Raw genomic sequence first — 16,942 nt, forward strand, 5'->3', positions numbered from 1 at the left:
AGACTTAGGTGGAGGTTCATGATGTTTTACTTAATTTACTTCGCAATCATTATGATCATACCGTTATATGCACAGTCTAAAGTACGCAGTGCTTATAGTAAGTATTCACAAGTATATTCTACATCAGGTATGACAGGAGCGGAAGTAGCTCGAAAAATATTAGATGAAAACGGCTTGTACAACGTTGCAGTAGAAGAAACACCAGGGCATTTATCAGATCACTATGATCCAACAACAAAGACAGTTCGATTATCGACAGATAACTATTATGGACACTCTGTTGCAGGAACAGCTGTAGCAGCCCATGAAGTAGGGCATGCGATTCAGGACGCAAAAGATTATAACTTTATGCGTGTTCGTCATTCTCTCGTTCCCGTTGCGAATTTTGGATCAAATATGTCATGGGTTTTTGTTTTAATTGGTATATTTGCTCAAATGTCTGGTTTATTACTATTAGGAATCTTTTTAATGGCAGCAGGTGTACTTTTCCAGCTTGTTACTTTACCAGTTGAGTTTGATGCATCTAAACGTGCGATGCAACAAATTGAGGCACTGGGGATTGTATCAACGGATGAGTACGGTCAAGCTCGTAAAGTATTGAATGCGGCGGCGTTAACATATGTAGCAGCAGCGGCTGTTGCAGTATTTGAATTATTGCGTCTCGTATTAATTTATACAGGTATGCAGCGCAGTGATGATTAAAGGCTATCGATTTTGATAGTCTTTTTATTTTCTATCCATATAGGATAAAACATTTCGATTCTTTAATTTGAGAGTAGAAGTATAGGAAGACAGCGTGCAGTGAAAGGATAAAAATGAGGTAACTACTCAGTTACTCTGTAAAAAAGGAAGACAAGAACTTTTTTTACATGGTAGAGAGGGACTGGCGATGCATAGGAGCGGTCAGTGCCCTTTTCTGCCCCGCGCAAAGTTTTAAAACAAAGAGATGCAGCGAGATGTAGGTCCATTTTTATCTTCATGGCAGCAATTATACGACTTATTAAACTTCTAAATGTAATGTATAGCTGAGTAGTTACAAAATGAGAAAATAAAGAACAAGTACAATAAGGTAGGTGATCAGATGCAATATCCAGATTTTTTAATTCAGCATGTGAAAGAAAAGAGCGCACCTTATCAATTGGAAGGCTTTTTAAGTGGACAAGGCCCAAAAAATCCGAAATTCATGCTTGTTGGCGAAGCACCTGGTGAGACAGAAATTCACAATGGTATTCCGTTTAGCGGCCGGGCAGGAAAACATTTGATGGAATTTTTAAATCATCTTCATATTACGAGGGAAGAAGTGTATATTACGAGTGCAGTTCGAAGTAGACCTTATAAATGGAAAGAAAAAAAAGAAAAAAGCGGGGAAGTGATTCAGAAAAAGTATAATCGAACACCAAATCAAAAAGAGATTGTTGCGCATGCTCCGTTATTAGATTATGAATTGGAACAAATAAAGCCGCGAATGATTGTCACGCTTGGAAATATTGGACTACAGCGTTTAGTGGGACGAAATAAGAAGATTACGGATGTTCACGGAAAACTACTGAAGCAATCCGTACGAAAGCTAAAAGATATAAATAGCTCGGAATTTGTATGGACAAGAAAAGAGTATTATATCTTTCCTACCTTTCATCCAGCATCTATTTTTTATAATCGAAGTTTATTGGATATTATATACGAAGATTTAGAAAAGTTGAAGGAGTACATACATCATTAAAAGAGAGAGAAAACTTTTCTCTCTCTTTTAATGATGTAACGGATTTTTATTTTCATCGAGGGTGAATCCTTCACCGACGACATCGTGCACATCACTAACAGCAACGAAGGCGTGAGGATCAATGGAAGTGATAATGTTTTTTAATTTAACAATTTCATTTTTAGCAACGACACAATATAATACATTTCGTTCCACTTTTGTGTAGGATCCAACCGCTTTTAAAAAAGTTGCTCCGCGGCCCATTTCTAATGAAATTTTGTCAGCAATTTGGTCATTTTTATCAGAAATAATGGTAGCACCTTTTGCAGCGTAAGCACCTTCTTGCATAAAATCAATGACTTTCGCCCCGATAAAAACAGCAACTAATGTATACATGCCTTCACGATAAGATAAGTATGTAAGGATGGAAACAACAATTACAACTGCATCAAACATAAACATCGTTTTTCCCATACTCCAACCGATATATTTATGGGCGAGCCGCGCAATAATATCAACGCCGCCGGTCGTTCCCCCATACTTAAATATAATTCCAAGGCCAATACCAATAAATGCACCTGCAAAAAGTGCTGCCAATGTCATGTCGTTTTGCAAGTTTACATGTAGTTTAAACAGTTCATAACGTTGAAAAATCCATAAGAAGAAAGATACGCTAAAGGTTCCAATTAACGTATATAAAAATGTTGTTCGACCAAGCAATTTCCAACCGACGAAAAATAGAGGAATGTTTAAAATTAAGTTTGTATAGGAAGGGTCGAGTGAAAAGAGGAAATATAATAGTAATGTAATACCTGTAAATCCACCTTCTGCTAGATGGTTTTCAATATTAATATTAACAATACCGAAAGAAAAGATAGCGGAACCAATAAGAATGAAAATAACATTGTGAATCTTCAAGTTTGTCTTCATATAGAAAGCCCCCTCAATCATGTAATGATTTGCATTGCTCCGCTTAAACGGCCAATAGATGACAAAAAAGAATAGCCAGTAAGAGTTCGGGTAGTTTAGGCGAATCTTTTGTAAAAACAGCATTGTGAAAGAGAATTTCACTTTATTATAGTCTATCCAAAAAAACGGAGCAAATCGGTAAATATGGGGGAATAATATTTGTCAAATTGCGATGAATTGGCTAACATGAAAGAGGAAGGAATAGAGGTGAACAAGATGCAATCAAAAACGATGAAAGATATGCAAAAGGAAGTAGATGCATATATTGGTCAATTTAAAGAGGGCTATTTTAGTCCGCTTGCAATGATGGCTCGCTTAACAGAAGAAATGGGTGAACTTGCAAGAGAAATAAATCACTATTACGGTGAAAAACCAAAGAAAACGATTGAAAAAGAGAAAACGATTGAAGAAGAGCTTGGCGATGTATTATTTGTGATGATTTGCATGGCAAATAGTTTAAATATTGATTTAGAAACAGCGCATGACACTGTAATGAATAAATTTAATACACGTGACAAAGATCGTTGGACACGCATTGAAGAGGGAGAGGAAGAATGATGAAAGACATTAAAGTAATTATTGCAGGACCTAGGGGTCGTATGGGACATGAAGCAGTTCTTCTTATGGAAAGAACACCGCATTTTCAATTTGTAGCAGCTGTTGACTATAAACATGGTGGGGAAAAGATTTCAGACTTACCAGGAATGCCTGCGTTAGATGTTCCGATTTATGAAGATTTACATACTTGTTTAGATGAGATTGAAGCAGATGTGCTATTAGATTTAACAACACCAGAGGTGGGCAAGAAGCATGTGACGCTTGCGGTTGAACGTGGCCTTCGCTCCGTTATTGGTACAACTGGATTTACAGAAGAAGAGTTACAGCACTTAACAGATACAGCGAAGGAAAAAGAAGTGGGAACCATTATTGCACCAAACTTTGCAATCGGTGCAGTATTGATGATGAAATTTTCTCAAATGGCGGCGAAATATTTCCAAGATGTTGAGGTCATTGAATTGCACCATGATCAAAAATTAGATGCTCCTTCTGGAACGGCTGTAAAAACAGTAGACTTAATTCGTCAAAATCGTGAGCCAAAGCAGCAAGGTCATCCAAATGAAACAGAGCAATTGAAAGGAGCACGTGGTGCGAATGTGGATGGTATTCATATTCATAGTGTGCGTTTACCAGGTTTAATTGCACATCAGGAAGTTTTATTTGGCGGGGATGGACAAATGTTAACAGTTCGTCATGATTCATTCAATCGAGCTTCCTTTATGTCAGGGGTAAAACTTTCTATCGAAACAGTAATGAACTTGGATCATCTTGTATACGGTTTAGAGAATATTATGGACTAAGGGAGAGATAACGGATGAAAATTGCCTTAATTGCACATGACAAAAAGAAAGATGATATGGTTTCGTTTGCATACGCATATAAACCAATTTTTGAACAACATGAACTTTTCGCGACAGGAACAACAGGCCTTCGTATTATGGAAGCAACAGGGCTTGCTGTTACAAGATATCAATCAGGTCCTCTTGGTGGTGATCAAGAAATTGGTGCTATGATTGCAAAAAATGATTTAGACATGGTCATTTTCTTCCGAGATCCGCTGACAGCACAACCGCATGAACCAGATGTAAATGCACTACTTCGTTTATGCGATGTATATGCAATTCCACTTGCAACAAATATGGCAAGTGCTGAAATGTTAATGCATGCATTAGATCGGGGAGATTTAGACTACCGAAAGTTTAGAAAATGAGGGGAACTATTATGAGTGGATTACATATATTAGCGTTTGGTGCTCATGCCGATGATGTTGAAATCGGCATGGCAGGCACTATTGCCAAATATACGAAACAAGGATATGAAGTTGGTATCTGTGATTTAACAGAAGCGGACTTATCTTCGAATGGAACAATTGAGCTAAGAAAAAAAGAAGCTCAAGAGGCCGCGCGCATTATGGGTGTAAAGACGCGAATAAACTTGGCGATGCCTGATCGCGGTCTATATATGAAAGACGAATATATACGTGAAATTGTAAAGATGATTCGTACATATAAACCGGCGCTAATTTTTGCACCATACTATGAAGATCGTCACCCTGATCATGCCAATTGTGCAAAGCTTGTAGAAGAAGCAGTCTTTTCAGCTGGTATTCGCAAATATATGCCAGAAATTTCACCGCACCGCGTGCAATCTTTTTATTATTATATGATTAATGGTTTTCATAAGCCAAACTTTTGTGTAGATATTAGTGAACATCTTTCTGAGAAGGTAGCAGCATTAGAAGCATATGAAAGTCAATTTACAACGGGAAGTGATGGCGTAAAAACGCCTTTAACAGAAGGATATGTGGAAACAGTAGTAGCTCGTGAGAAAATGTTTGGAAAAGAAGTTGGAGTTATGTATGCGGAAGGATTTATGAGCAAGAAGCCAATTTTATTACATGCTGATTTAATAGGAGGATGTAAATGAAATTAAAAATAGGTATTACATGTTATCCTTCTGTAGGTGGTTCTGGAGTTGTTGGAACAGAACTGGGCAAGCAATTAGCTGAAAGAGGCCATGAAATTCATTTTATTACATCAGGTGTTCCATTTCGTTTAAATAAAGTATATCCAAACATTTATTTTCATGAAGTAACAGTGAACCAATATTCTGTTTTTCAATATCCGCCGTACGATCTAGCATTGGCAAGTAAAATGGCAGAAGTTGCACAGAGAGAAAATCTTGATATATTACATGTGCACTATGCAATACCACATGCGATTTGTGCCTATTTAGCAAAACAAATGATTGGAGATCATATTAAAATTGTTACAACACTACATGGAACGGATATTACTGTACTTGGTTCAGACCCTTCACTGAATAATTTAATTCGATTTGGTATCGAACAATCCGACGTTGTTACTGCCGTATCTCACTCTTTGATTAAGGAAACGAATGAACTTGTGAAACCAAATAAGGACATTCAGACTGTATATAATTTTATTGATGAGCGTGTCTATTTTCAGCGAGATATGTCTCAACTAAAAAAAGAATATGGTATAAGTGAAGAGGAAAAGGTATTGATCCATATTTCAAATTTCCGCAAGGTGAAACGTGTGCAAGACGTTGTGCAGGCTTTTGCTAAAGTTGTAAAAGAAGTCAATGCGAAGCTCTTGCTTGTTGGCGATGGACCAGAGTTTTGTACGATTTTACAGTTAGTGAAAAATTTACATATAGAGGAACGTGTCTTGTTTTTAGGGAAACAGGATAATGTAGCAGAGCTACTTGCTATGAGTGATGTAATGTTACTTTTATCAGAAAAAGAAAGCTTTGGTCTTGTTTTACTAGAAGCAATGGCTTGTGGTGTGCCATGTATTGGCTCGCGAGTTGGGGGCATTCCAGAGGTTATTAAACATGGTGAAACGGGATATATATGTGAAGTTGGTGATACGTCAGAGGTAGCGAAGCAAGCTATACAACTTCTTCAAAATAAAGAGCTCCATCAAAATATGGCGGACCAAGCATTAGAAACGGTGCACGAGCAATTTCGTTCAGAAAACATCGTTTCACAATATGAGGCAATTTATTATGACATATTAAGGGATGACAACAATGAAACGATTTAAAAGAGCTGGAGCAATTATTGAGACGTTAAAGCAACATGGACATGAGGCCTACTTTGTAGGAGGAAGTGTACGTGACTTTATTATTGATCGGCCGATAGGAGATATTGATATCGCTACATCTGCTCTCCCAGAAGAAGTGATGAAATTATTTCCAAAGCACGTTCCTGTTGGTCTTGAACACGGAACGGTTATCGTTTTGCAAGATGGTGTACCATATGAAGTAACTACGTTCCGTACAGAGAGTGATTATGAAGATTTTCGCAGACCAAGTAGTGTACAGTTTGTTCGCTCGTTAGAAGAAGATTTAAAACGGCGTGATTTTACAATGAATGCGATTGCGATGAGTGAGGATGGAGAAATCATTGACTTATTTGGAGGTCAAGATGCCATTCAAAAACGAGAAATTGTGACAGTAGGGGATGCGGCAGAGCGTTTTCAAGAAGATGCGCTGCGCATGATGCGTGGTATTCGATTTGTGAGTACGTTAGGATTTTCTTTAGAAGAGAAAACAGAGTGTGCGATTGAGCGCTACGGTCATTTATTAGAACATATAGCGATTGAAAGAATTACTGTTGAATTTGAAAAGCTATTAACAGGTCCATACTGTGTAAAAGGACTTCAAAAATTAGTAGAGACGAAATTGTTTATGCATTTACCGTACTTACAAATGTCAGAGGAGAAAATTTTAAAGGCTGCGGAGTATAATTGGGGGCCTTTTGAAACAGAAATTGAAGCATGGGCGTTTTTCTTATATTGTATAGGGGAAGAACATCCGTCTGTATTTTTGCGTCAATGGAAATTTTCAAATAAAAAAATAAAAGAAATTGTGGCTGTTTTGTTAGCTATTCGTGCTCGAAAGACAAAAGAGTGGGATGCAGTTTTCCTATATCAAACTGGTGTACAAATTGCTCTTATGGCAGAGAGAGTCTATCAAGTGATGATAGAAGAATACAATATGTCTGTAGTAGACGAAGTGCAAAGATTATTTAATTCATTACCGATTCAGAAGCGTCAAGAAATGAACGTAAGCGGTAATGATTTATTAAGTTGGACGGATAAAACACCAGGCCCTTGGGTAGCGGAAGTATTACAAAAAATTGAAGAAGAAATTTTGCAGAAGCGATTGGAAAATGAGAAAGAGGCGATAAGGGGGTGGATTGAAGAATGCAATCTACTATGAGAAAACAATTGTTACAAATTTTTTCTGAGGCAAATGGAGAATTTGTATCTGGACAAACGATAAGTGAAAAGCTTGGTTGTTCTAGAACGGCTGTGTGGAAGCATATGGAGGATTTGCGCACAGAAGGTTATGAATTGGAGGCGGTTCGCCGCTTAGGATATCGAATTACGAGTAAACCAGATAAAGTGACAGCAAATGAAATTCAATTAGGGCTACAAACAGACTTTATAGGGAGAACGGTATACTTTGAAGAGTCGGTTGAATCTACGCAGCATATTGCAGCGAAGCTTGCATATGAAGGTGCAGCGGAAGGAACAATAGTCGTTGCTGAAGAACAAACAGCAGGGAGAGGACGCTTAAGTCGAAAATGGTATTCGCCAAAAGGAACTGGAATTTGGATGAGTATTATTTTACGTCCATCCATTCCTGTTCATCATGCGCCTCAACTTACTTTATTAGCTGCTGTTAGCGTGGCGCAAGCAATCGAGAAATGTACGGGCGTGGATGTAGGGATTAAATGGCCGAATGATATTTTAATAAATGGAAAAAAAGCTGTAGGTATTTTAACAGAAATGCAAGCTGATCCAGATAAAATTAATGCAGTTATTATGGGGATTGGAATTAATGCCAATCAACAAACAGAACATTTTGTTGATGAGATTAAACAAATTGCTACCTCTTTAGCCATCGAGTCAGGAAAACCAATTGTTCGTGCAGAACTTATGCAGCAAATCTTTTTACAAATGGAGAAACTGTACAAAGAATACTTAAATAATGGATTTACGGTTGTTAAGCTTTTATGGGAAAGTTATGCAGTGAGTATTGGAAAAGAAATTATAGCTCGTACAATGAGGCAAACGATTACCGGTGTAGCGAAAGGGATTACCGATGATGGCGTTTTACTATTAGAAGACCATCAAGGTCATATTCATCATATCCATTCTGCTGATATAGAAATGAACTAAAAAGAAGCTTCTATGGAGGAGCTTCTTTTATTATATAAATTTCATGTACTGTAAAAGGAAAGAAGATTATTTTTTCGAAAAAATGTAGTCATTTTTATTCTCAGTTTGCTATAATTATTTCGAATATGGGCAGTATCGAAGTGAACTGCACCGTTATTCCAAGCAGGGAACAATAATAATTTGGATTCTGCCTTGATCCAATAATGGACTGGGACAGAGGGATGAATCATGCCGATTTACACATACTACCCTTCTGCCCTTTTATGGTCAGAAGGGTTTTTTTATATCATTTCGGCCATCGCCTCTCTCCTAAATAAAGGAGGAGTAATGTTTGAAAACGAAAACAGATTTTTTGAAAATGAAACAGAAAGGTGAGCCGATTACGATGCTGACAGCGTATGATTACCCATCAGCTAAGCTAGTAGAGGAAGCTGAAATCGATATGATTTTAGTTGGAGATTCTCTCGGAATGGTTGTACTTGGATATGATTCCACAGTACCTGTGACGGTAGAGGATATGATTCATCATACAAAAGCTGTCCGCCGAGGAGCGAAGGACACGTTTGTTGTAACAGATATGCCATTTATGTCTTATCATGTATCGCTGGCAGAGACTATGCATCATGCGCGCCGCATTGTGCAAGAAGGCGGAGCGCATGCTTTAAAAGTAGAAGGAGCTGGAGAAGTCATTTCCACTATTCATTATTTAACGAACGCAGGAATTCCCGTTGTTGCCCATCTTGGGTTAACGCCACAGTCTGTCGGTGTATTAGGTGGTTATAAAGTACAAGGGAAAGATGCTGAAAGTGCAAAACAATTACTAGAAGATGCGAAGAAATGTGAAGATGCTGGAGCAATCGCTCTTGTATTAGAATGTGTACCGATGCAGTTAGCAAAGATTATATCAGATGAGTTAGTTATTCCGACAATTGGCATCGGTGCGGGTAAAGATGTGGATGGGCAAGTGCTAGTCTATCATGATTTGATTTCTTATGGAGTAAATAGAGTTCCGAAATTCGTCAAGCAATATACGGCTGTTCAGGATGAAATTGTGCGCGGGATTTCGCAATATGTTGCTGAAGTAAAAACAAGACAATTTCCAGAAGAACAATATTCATTTACGATGAAAGAAGAAGAGTATGTAGCGTTATATGGGGGAAAACAGGGATGAAAATGATAACAACCGTGCAGGACATGCAACAGATTGCAGGCGAACTTCGGGCAAGTGGTAAAGAAATCGGGTTTGTTCCAACAATGGGATATTTACATGAAGGGCATGCAACTTTATTGCGTCAGGCGAGAAAAGAAAATGAAATTGTCATTTTAAGTGTATTTGTGAATCCGTTACAGTTTGGACCAAATGAAGATTTCGATCGTTATCCAAGGGATATAAAGCGAGATGAAAGAGTGGCAAAAGAAGCGGGCGTTGACTACTTATTTTATCCGAGTGTAGAAGAAATGTATCCAGCAGAACAAACAACAAAAATAGAGGTTGTAAAACGTACAAATGTTTTATGTGGGAAAAGACGACCAGTTCATTTTGCAGGTGTTGCGACGGTGTTGATGAAACTGTTTCATATTACAATGCCAACTCGTGCTTACTTTGGGATGAAAGATGCACAACAAGTAGCAGTTGTTGAAGGGGTTGTCAGTGACTTTCATATCCCAGTTACAATTGTGCCTGTTGAGATTGTTAGAGAAGCAGACGGTTTAGCGAAAAGTTCTCGCAACGTATATTTATCGGAGCAAGAGCGTAAGGAAGCGCCACATTTATACCGCAGCTTATGTATAGCAAAAAAGAAAATAGAAGAGGGAGAGCGTCATCCACAGAACATTACCACATTTGTAAAAGAATACATTGAAACGAATACAAATGGCATAGTTGATTATGCAGATATATATGCATATCCAGCCTTAACGCCATTAGAAACCATCAAAGGAAGAATGATTTTAGCAATTGCAGTTCAGTTTAAGAATGCACGATTAATTGATAATATAACATTAACGGTGCAATAAGGGGGAAACATCCATGTTTCGCACAATGATGAGAGCAAAGCTACATCGCGCAACTGTAACAGAAGCCAATTTAAATTATGTTGGAAGTATTACAATTGATGAAGATTTAATGGACGCTGTGGAAATTGTTGAAAATGAAAAAGTACAAGTTGTCAATAATAACAATGGAGAGCGCTTAGAGACATATGTGATTAAGGGGGAGCGTGGTAGCGGCGTCATTTGTTTAAATGGAGCTGCAGCAAGACTTGTACAGCCTGGAGATAAAGTGATTATTATTTGTTATGGCCTTGTATTAGCTGAAGAAGTCTATAAACAAATACCCAAAATTGCAGTGCTAGATGATCACAATCAAATGATTGAAATGTTAAGTGCTGAAAAGGCAGGCAGTGAAATATAAAGTGAAACTTTAATTAGCGGGAGATTCTTCATCTCGCGCTGATTATGAGCCCTTACGAATCGGGCTACTGCTCTAAAATAGCGGGATAAATGGTGGGAACAGGAGTCAGAAGGCTCCTGTTTTTTAATTGGCTATTATAAGAATTTCTTTTCTATATGGTTCTCTTTTGGAAAAGCAGCATCATTGAAAGTGTAAAATCCGTTCATTTTATGCATCTTTTCATTAAGATAAGACAAAACGTGGTATAGTAACAATATATGAATTTTTGTTGTTTGAAAGGTAAGAAATTGAGGTGTTACATATGAGTAAACGTTATGTCGTTGTCGACTTAGAGACGACAGGGAACTCTTGGAAAGATGGGAAAGATAAAATTACCCAAATCGCCGCTGTTGTGGTGGAAGGTGGAGAAATATTAGAAATTTTCTCGTCTTTTGTGAATCCAAAGAGGGAGATTCCCCCATTTATTACAGAATTAACAGGGATTGATGAAAATCTTGTAAAACAAGCCCCGCTATTTCGAGATGTAGCCCCGATGATTGTTGAGCTATTACAGGGTGCTTCTTTTGTTGCACATAACGTTCACTTTGATTGGAATTTTTTAAAAGAAGAATTAAAGCAGGCTGGCTATGCAGATATACATTGTCCTAAAATTGATACGGTTGAATTGGCACAGATTTTATTGCCGACAGCTGATAGTTATAAATTGAGAGATTTAGCTAAAAAACATGAGTTAGAGCACGATCAACCACATCGTGCAGATAGTGATGCTCTTGCAACGGCAGAATTATTTTTACAATTTCTCACTCAAATTGAAAAACTACCGCTTGTTACTTTGCAATCTTTATATGAATTGAGTGATGTATTTCAAAGCGATATGTCTCATATTCTTTCAGAAAATATTCTCAAGAAAATGACGGATGGCAAAGAAGAAACCGAGAAATATGACATATATCGAAATATTGCACTGCGAAAGCGCAACTATTCGTTGCACTTAGGTGAAACTCAATCGTCTAAATTTAGCGTTTTTTTGCAGAAGTCAATGGAACAACTTGAGAAAAAGATGCCCAAATTTGAAAAAAGAGAAACGCAACAACAAATGATGAAAGAAATATATGCTGCACTACAAGACGCACGTTTTTCATTAATAGAGGCTGGAACAGGGACAGGGAAGACGTTAGCTTATCTTCTTCCAAGTATTTATTTTGCGAAGAAAAAAGAAGAACCGGTTGTGATTAGTACGCAAACGGTGCAGTTGCAGCAACAAATATTGGAAAAGGAAATACCATTATTACAAAGTGTACTGCCATTTCCTTTTGAAGTTGCTTTACTAAAGGGAAGGAAACATTATCTTTGTTTACATAAATTTGAGTATGCTTTACAAGAAGATGAGAAGAATTATGATGTTGCTTTAACGAAAGCGAAAATTTTAATATGGTTATTGCAGACGGAAACGGGTGATTGTGACGAACTTAATATTCCAGAAGGTGGAAAATTACTATGGAATCGAATTTGTAGCGACGCATATAGCCCAAGTGGAGTTCAAAGTAGTTGGTTTAGTCGTTGCTTTTATCAACGAGCGAAGAATCGGGCATTATTTGCAGATATTGTGATTACAAATCATGCATTACTATTTCAAGATTTTATTAGTGAGGAATCGCTTTTTTCATCTTATAAGTACATTATTTTTGACGAAGCACATCACATTGAAGAAGTGGCAAGTCGAATGTTAGGAGAGCGTTTTTCATGTATGTATTTTCAAATGGTTTTATCACGCCTTGGTACGTTAGATACAGATGACGTACTAGCTAAGGTGTATAAAATGATGAAGGAATCAGGACTAGCATCTCGCTCTATATTTCGGAAGATCAGTCATAGGTTGAAGGAAATGAAGTTTGATGCCGATGAACTTTTTCAAATGTTGCGCGCATTTATATTGCAGAAAACAAAGCAAGAACAAAGCCCAAATAACAATATACCACTTATGTATCGATATCATACTGAACGAGAGTACGGAAAGCTATGGAGTGGTATTATAGAATTAACAAGTCGATTTATATTTGAATTAAAAGATTTGAGTACGGATTTGGAAAAGCAAGCTGATTTGCTGCAAAGTAGAATGAAGTGGAAAATGCATGTTGTTACGGGTGAGTTTTTCCATTTAATTGCCGCACTCCGAAAGATGACTCATTCTTTACAAGTACTTTTATTAGAAACAAATACATATGTGACATGGATGGAAACCGAAACAAAGGGGACCATTCATTCAACAATGTTATATGCACAGCCTATTCATATTGGGGAAAGACTTGCGGATGAGTTTTTTGCGGAGAAGAGAAGTGTTATTTTTACATCAGCTACATTAACGGTGAACCATACTTTTGACTATATAAAAGAAGAACTTGGGTTAGAGGATTTTGCGCCAGCTACATTAACTGTTCCATCACCGTTTCGTTATGAAGAGCAAGTGAAATTAATGGTTCCAACAGATATTCCCCTTATTAAAGAAGTAAAGGAAGAGGAATATATTAGTGAAATTTCTCAACAGATTAAAAAGATTGCGCAAGCTACAAATGGAAGAATGCTCGTATTATTTACTTCCTATGAGATGTTGAAAGAAACGTACGCAAAGTTAAAAAATGAAGCTGCATTAGAAGAATATATATTGCTCACCCAAAGTGTTCACAATCGTAGTCGCAGTCGTTTAATCCGGAAATTTCAAGAGTTTGATAAAGCGATATTATTAGGAACTAGTAGTTTTTGGGAAGGAATTGATATTCCAGGGGCGGCATTAAGTCATCTTGTCATTGCTCGTTTACCATTTACCCCGCCTCATCAACCGATGATGGAGGCAAAAAGTGAATGGTTGAAGAAAAACGGAGAAGATGTGTTTACAAAGTTAGCGCTTCCGCAAGCAATTCTTCGGTTTAAACAAGGTTTTGGTCGATTAATTCGAACTACTTCGGATACAGGTACTGTATTTGTGTTAGATCGCCGGTTAACAACATCTTTTTATGGAGAAAAATTTTTACAATCAATCCCGAATGTTCCGCTTTATGAAGAATCGTTAGATGAACTTTTACGCCGCTTATAAAATGAATAAATATGAAAATACGCCTGAAGTAGCGTATGCTTCAGGCGTAAACGATGTGGGGAGGAGGAATTTTATTTTTTTCTTACTTCCTATATACAAATTGTATTGCTTTTCGACTTGAAACCTTTTTTTGCTGTACATGTCCTGCTATAATAGATGGGTGATGAAGCAGGGGTTGTAAAGAATGTACTATTATTGTAACCGCATTGCGTTCTTCTATAATTAGAAATTTTGTGTAACGGAGGAGTTTTCATGGAGAAGAAAATAGAAGTGCTATCAACAACGCGTATAAAATATTCATCTGATTTGTATAAAATTGTTGATAGTTTAAATCGCACTTTAAAGGAACAGGACCTCATGTTCGGATTGGCGTTAGACGAAAACGAAAAAGAAACAGCAATATTTACGATATACAGAACGTAGTGGTACAATGAAAAAGTGGATCTTTGCCATCATTATCGTTATCGTTGCTATTGGATTGTATGGGGTGCATGTTTATCATGCTACAGTGGAAAAGAAAATTCCGAAAGAATCAAAAGTTGCAGCAATTGCAAAAGAAGAAGCGAAGCTGACAAAGGTAAAATCCGTTGATTATTATAACGGGAAATCTGCATATGCAGTCGTACAAGGTGTAGATGAAAAAGGAGAACAACTGATTGTATGGGTACCTGAGAAAAAAGGAAAAGTTCTAGTAAGGAAAAAGAGTGAGGGCATTTCTGAAAAGCAAGCTATACAAAAAATGATGGAGTATTTGGAAGCGGTAAACAAAGAATCAAAGCCGCAACTTCCAAAAGAAATTGTAAAAGTAAAATTAGGTATCGAAAAAGATGTTCCGCTTTGGGAAATTACATATATTGATCAAGAAGGTCGTTATAAGTATTATTATCTGAGATTTCAAGATGGGGAATTTGCTGCATTTTACAGCATTGAAAAATAGATACAGGGGGAAAACCACAAATGAAATTAGCAAAGCGAGTAGCTGCTTTAACACCGTCTGCAACTTTAGAAATTACAGCAAAGGCTCAGGCGCTAAAAGCCGAAGGGCATGATGTCATTGGTTTAGGAGCAGGAGAACCTGATTTTAATACGCCGGAGCATATTATAGATGCTGCACATAAAGCGACGTTAGAAGGACATACAAAATATACACCTACTGGTGGATTACAAACGCTAAAACAAGAAATTGTAAAGAAATTTATGCGTGATCAAGAACTAACGTATGATCCGACAGAAATTATTGTATGTAACGGTGCAAAACATGCACTTTATACACTCTTTCAAGTATTGCTTGATGAAGGAGACGAAGTGATTATTCCAACTCCTTATTGGGTAAGTTATCCAGAACAAGTGAAACTTGCTGGTGGAAAACCAGTTTATGTGGAAGGGTTAGAAGATAATCAATATAAAATTACAGCAGAGCAGCTACGTGAAGCGATTACAGAGAAAACAAAAGCTGTTATCATTAATTCACCGAGCAATCCAACAGGAATGATTTATAGCAAGGAAGAATTAAAACAGCTTGGAGAAGTATGCTTAGAACATGACATTTTAATTGTTTCTGATGAAATTTATGAAAAGTTAGTTTATGGCGGAGTAAAATATACTTCAATTGCTCAGCTTTCTAATGAATTGAAAGAACAAACGATCATTATAAATGGTGTATCTAAATCACATTCTATGACAGGATGGCGAATTGGATATGCAGCAGGAAATAAGCAACTTATTAAAGCAATGACAAATTTAGCAAGTCATAGTACATCAAACCCTACTTCAATTGCTCAATACGGTGCAATTGCTGCATATGCAGGGCCACAAGAACCTGTGGAAATGATGCGACAAGCATTTGAAGAAAGATTGAACATCATTTATAATAAATTAATTCAAGTTCCTGGTTTCACTTGTATCAAACCACAAGGCGCATTTTACTTATTCCCAAATGTAAAAGAAGCGGTAGCGCTAGCTGGATACAAAACAGTAGATGAATGGGCAAAAGCGTTGTTAGAGGAAGAAAAAGTAGCACTTGTTCCTGGAACGGGATTTGGTGCTCCAAACAATGTCCGTTTATCATATGCTACATCTCTTGAGCAATTAGAGAAAGCTTTAGATCGAATTCATACATTTATGAAAGGTAAAGTGCAGGCGTAAAAAGAATATTTTTGATTTGCACTTTCAATCCATTACTTTGAACAAATGAACATGGCCTCCCTATATAGGGAGGTTTTTTGACGAATTGTGGAAAAAGAAATGCTATGAGGTTGTGTTATACTAGAAAGCGAGGTGTTTTGGTCATGAAGAAAAAAATGATGTTACAGTGGTTTGAACAGGGGAGTATTGCCATTCCAAAATTGCTTATGATGCACTATAAAAAATTAGGCTTAAATGAGATGGAATTTATGGTTGTACTTCATGTTCATACTTTTTTAGAGTCGGGTAATTCGTTTCCAACTCCTTCTGAAATTGCAGAACGAATGACAATTTCAGAAATGAAGTGCATGGAAATGATTCAATCATTAATTCAAAAAGGTTTTCTTGCTTTAGAAGGTGGACAAAAGTCTGAAGCGAAGATGTGCGAAAGTTATTCTTTACAACCACTTTGGGAAAAAATATTACATTATTTAATGAATGAAACAATAGAAGAAGAGCAGAAAGAACAAAAACAGTTACAAATGAATTTATATACTATTTTCGAACGTGAATTTGGGAGACCATTGTCACCATTTGAATGTGAGACATTAGCAATGTGGCAAGATCAAGATCAACATCATCCTAATTTAATTCAAGCTGCTCTTAAGGAATCTGTAATGAGTGGAAAGCTTAATTTTCGATATATTGATCGGATTTTATTTGAATGGAAAAAGAATGGCATCAAAACAGTAGATCAAGCGCAAGAGCAAGGACGGAAGTTTCGAGCGAATCAGCAACGCTCACATCAGATAACAAAACAAGAGACAAAGTACACAGGGAAAGTCCCTTTTTATAATTGGTTGGAGCAATAATGT

18 protein-coding genes are annotated in these 16,942 nt (G+C 37.1%); 17 read left to right on the top strand and 1 reads right to left on the bottom strand.

Annotation, left to right across the window (positions count from 1 at the left end):
* The first annotated feature begins 18 nt into the window (after positions 1-18).
* Together MR058_RS03560 and MR058_RS03565 are read left to right on the top strand one after the other, a co-directional pair.
* Complete coding sequence (locus MR058_RS03560) at positions 19-702, top strand: zinc metallopeptidase (RefSeq protein ID WP_242142668.1); 684 nt, start codon at positions 19-21, stop codon at positions 700-702.
* A gap of 379 nt (positions 703-1,081) precedes the next feature.
* Positions 1,082-1,720, top strand: a complete 639-nt coding sequence (locus tag MR058_RS03565; RefSeq protein ID WP_242142669.1) for a uracil-DNA glycosylase — start codon at positions 1,082-1,084, stop codon at positions 1,718-1,720.
* A gap of 27 nt (positions 1,721-1,747) precedes the next feature.
* On the opposite strand, the gene MR058_RS03570 is transcribed toward MR058_RS03565, so the two are convergent.
* Positions 1,748-2,629: a YitT family protein gene (locus MR058_RS03570; RefSeq protein ID WP_242142670.1), complete on the bottom strand. Its 882-nt coding sequence runs from the start codon at positions 2,627-2,629 to the stop codon at positions 1,748-1,750.
* A gap of 255 nt (positions 2,630-2,884) precedes the next feature.
* Between MR058_RS03570 and MR058_RS03575 the strand changes: the two genes are divergently transcribed.
* From MR058_RS03575 to dnaD, 15 genes are all read left to right on the top strand, one after another.
* Positions 2,885-3,226 carry a nucleotide pyrophosphohydrolase gene (locus tag MR058_RS03575; protein WP_242142829.1) on the top strand — a complete coding sequence of 114 codons (342 nt, stop codon included), beginning with the start codon at positions 2,885-2,887 and terminating at the stop codon, positions 3,224-3,226.
* Positions 3,226-4,026, top strand: coding sequence for a 4-hydroxy-tetrahydrodipicolinate reductase (gene dapB, locus MR058_RS03580; RefSeq protein WP_242142671.1), 801 nt, complete (start codon positions 3,226-3,228; stop codon positions 4,024-4,026). The genes MR058_RS03575 and dapB overlap by 1 nt, the downstream gene beginning before the upstream one ends.
* Before the next feature lie 14 nt (positions 4,027-4,040).
* The gene (mgsA, locus tag MR058_RS03585) at positions 4,041-4,436 is read left to right on the top strand and encodes a methylglyoxal synthase (RefSeq protein WP_242142672.1); all 396 of its coding nucleotides are present in this window, start codon (positions 4,041-4,043) and stop codon (positions 4,434-4,436) included.
* Between the two features lie 11 nt (positions 4,437-4,447).
* The gene (gene bshB1, locus MR058_RS03590; protein ID WP_242142673.1) at positions 4,448-5,152 is read left to right on the top strand and encodes a bacillithiol biosynthesis deacetylase BshB1; all 705 of its coding nucleotides are present in this window, start codon (positions 4,448-4,450) and stop codon (positions 5,150-5,152) included.
* Positions 5,149-6,294 (top strand): N-acetyl-alpha-D-glucosaminyl L-malate synthase BshA, encoded by a 1,146-nt coding sequence (bshA, locus tag MR058_RS03595; protein ID WP_242142674.1) that lies wholly within the window; start codon positions 5,149-5,151, stop codon positions 6,292-6,294. The genes bshB1 and bshA overlap by 4 nt, the downstream gene beginning before the upstream one ends.
* On the top strand, positions 6,281-7,474 hold the full coding sequence (locus MR058_RS03600; RefSeq protein ID WP_242142675.1) for a CCA tRNA nucleotidyltransferase: 1,194 nt from the start codon (positions 6,281-6,283) through the stop codon (positions 7,472-7,474). The genes bshA and MR058_RS03600 overlap by 14 nt, the downstream gene beginning before the upstream one ends.
* Positions 7,459-8,439 (top strand): biotin--[acetyl-CoA-carboxylase] ligase, encoded by a 981-nt coding sequence (locus tag MR058_RS03605; protein ID WP_242142676.1) that lies wholly within the window; start codon positions 7,459-7,461, stop codon positions 8,437-8,439. Before MR058_RS03600 ends, MR058_RS03605 begins: the two co-directional genes overlap by 16 nt.
* 331 nt (positions 8,440-8,770) lie before the next feature.
* Positions 8,771-9,610 carry a 3-methyl-2-oxobutanoate hydroxymethyltransferase gene (gene panB, locus MR058_RS03610; protein ID WP_242142677.1) on the top strand — a complete coding sequence of 280 codons (840 nt, stop codon included), beginning with the start codon at positions 8,771-8,773 and terminating at the stop codon, positions 9,608-9,610.
* Entirely contained in the window at positions 9,607-10,455 is an 849-nt protein-coding gene (panC, locus tag MR058_RS03615) for a pantoate--beta-alanine ligase (RefSeq protein ID WP_242142678.1), read from the top strand. The genes panB and panC overlap by 4 nt, the downstream gene beginning before the upstream one ends.
* Positions 10,456-10,468: 13 nt before the next feature.
* The gene (gene panD, locus MR058_RS03620) at positions 10,469-10,852 is read left to right on the top strand and encodes an aspartate 1-decarboxylase (protein WP_242142679.1); all 384 of its coding nucleotides are present in this window, start codon (positions 10,469-10,471) and stop codon (positions 10,850-10,852) included.
* A 301-nt stretch (positions 10,853-11,153) separates the two neighbouring features.
* Positions 11,154-13,943, top strand: a complete 2,790-nt coding sequence (gene dinG / locus MR058_RS03625) for an ATP-dependent DNA helicase DinG (protein ID WP_242142680.1) — start codon at positions 11,154-11,156, stop codon at positions 13,941-13,943.
* Between the two features lie 252 nt (positions 13,944-14,195).
* Entirely contained in the window at positions 14,196-14,366 is a 171-nt protein-coding gene (locus MR058_RS03630) for a YpmA family protein (RefSeq protein WP_012093755.1), read from the top strand.
* A 7-nt stretch (positions 14,367-14,373) separates the two neighbouring features.
* Complete coding sequence (locus MR058_RS03635) at positions 14,374-14,880, top strand: cell wall elongation regulator TseB-like domain-containing protein (protein ID WP_242142681.1); 507 nt, start codon at positions 14,374-14,376, stop codon at positions 14,878-14,880.
* 20 nt (positions 14,881-14,900) lie between these two features.
* On the top strand, positions 14,901-16,088 hold the full coding sequence (locus MR058_RS03640) for a pyridoxal phosphate-dependent aminotransferase (RefSeq protein WP_242142682.1): 1,188 nt from the start codon (positions 14,901-14,903) through the stop codon (positions 16,086-16,088).
* A 143-nt stretch (positions 16,089-16,231) separates the two neighbouring features.
* Positions 16,232-16,939, top strand: a complete 708-nt coding sequence (dnaD, locus tag MR058_RS03645; RefSeq protein ID WP_242142683.1) for a DNA replication protein DnaD — start codon at positions 16,232-16,234, stop codon at positions 16,937-16,939.
* The last annotated feature ends 3 nt before the right edge of the window (positions 16,940-16,942 follow it).

This window comes from Bacillus cereus group sp. BfR-BA-01430 (assembly GCF_022663115.1).
Taxonomy (GTDB): Bacteria; Bacillota; Bacilli; order Bacillales; family Bacillaceae_G; genus Bacillus_A; species Bacillus_A cereus_BD.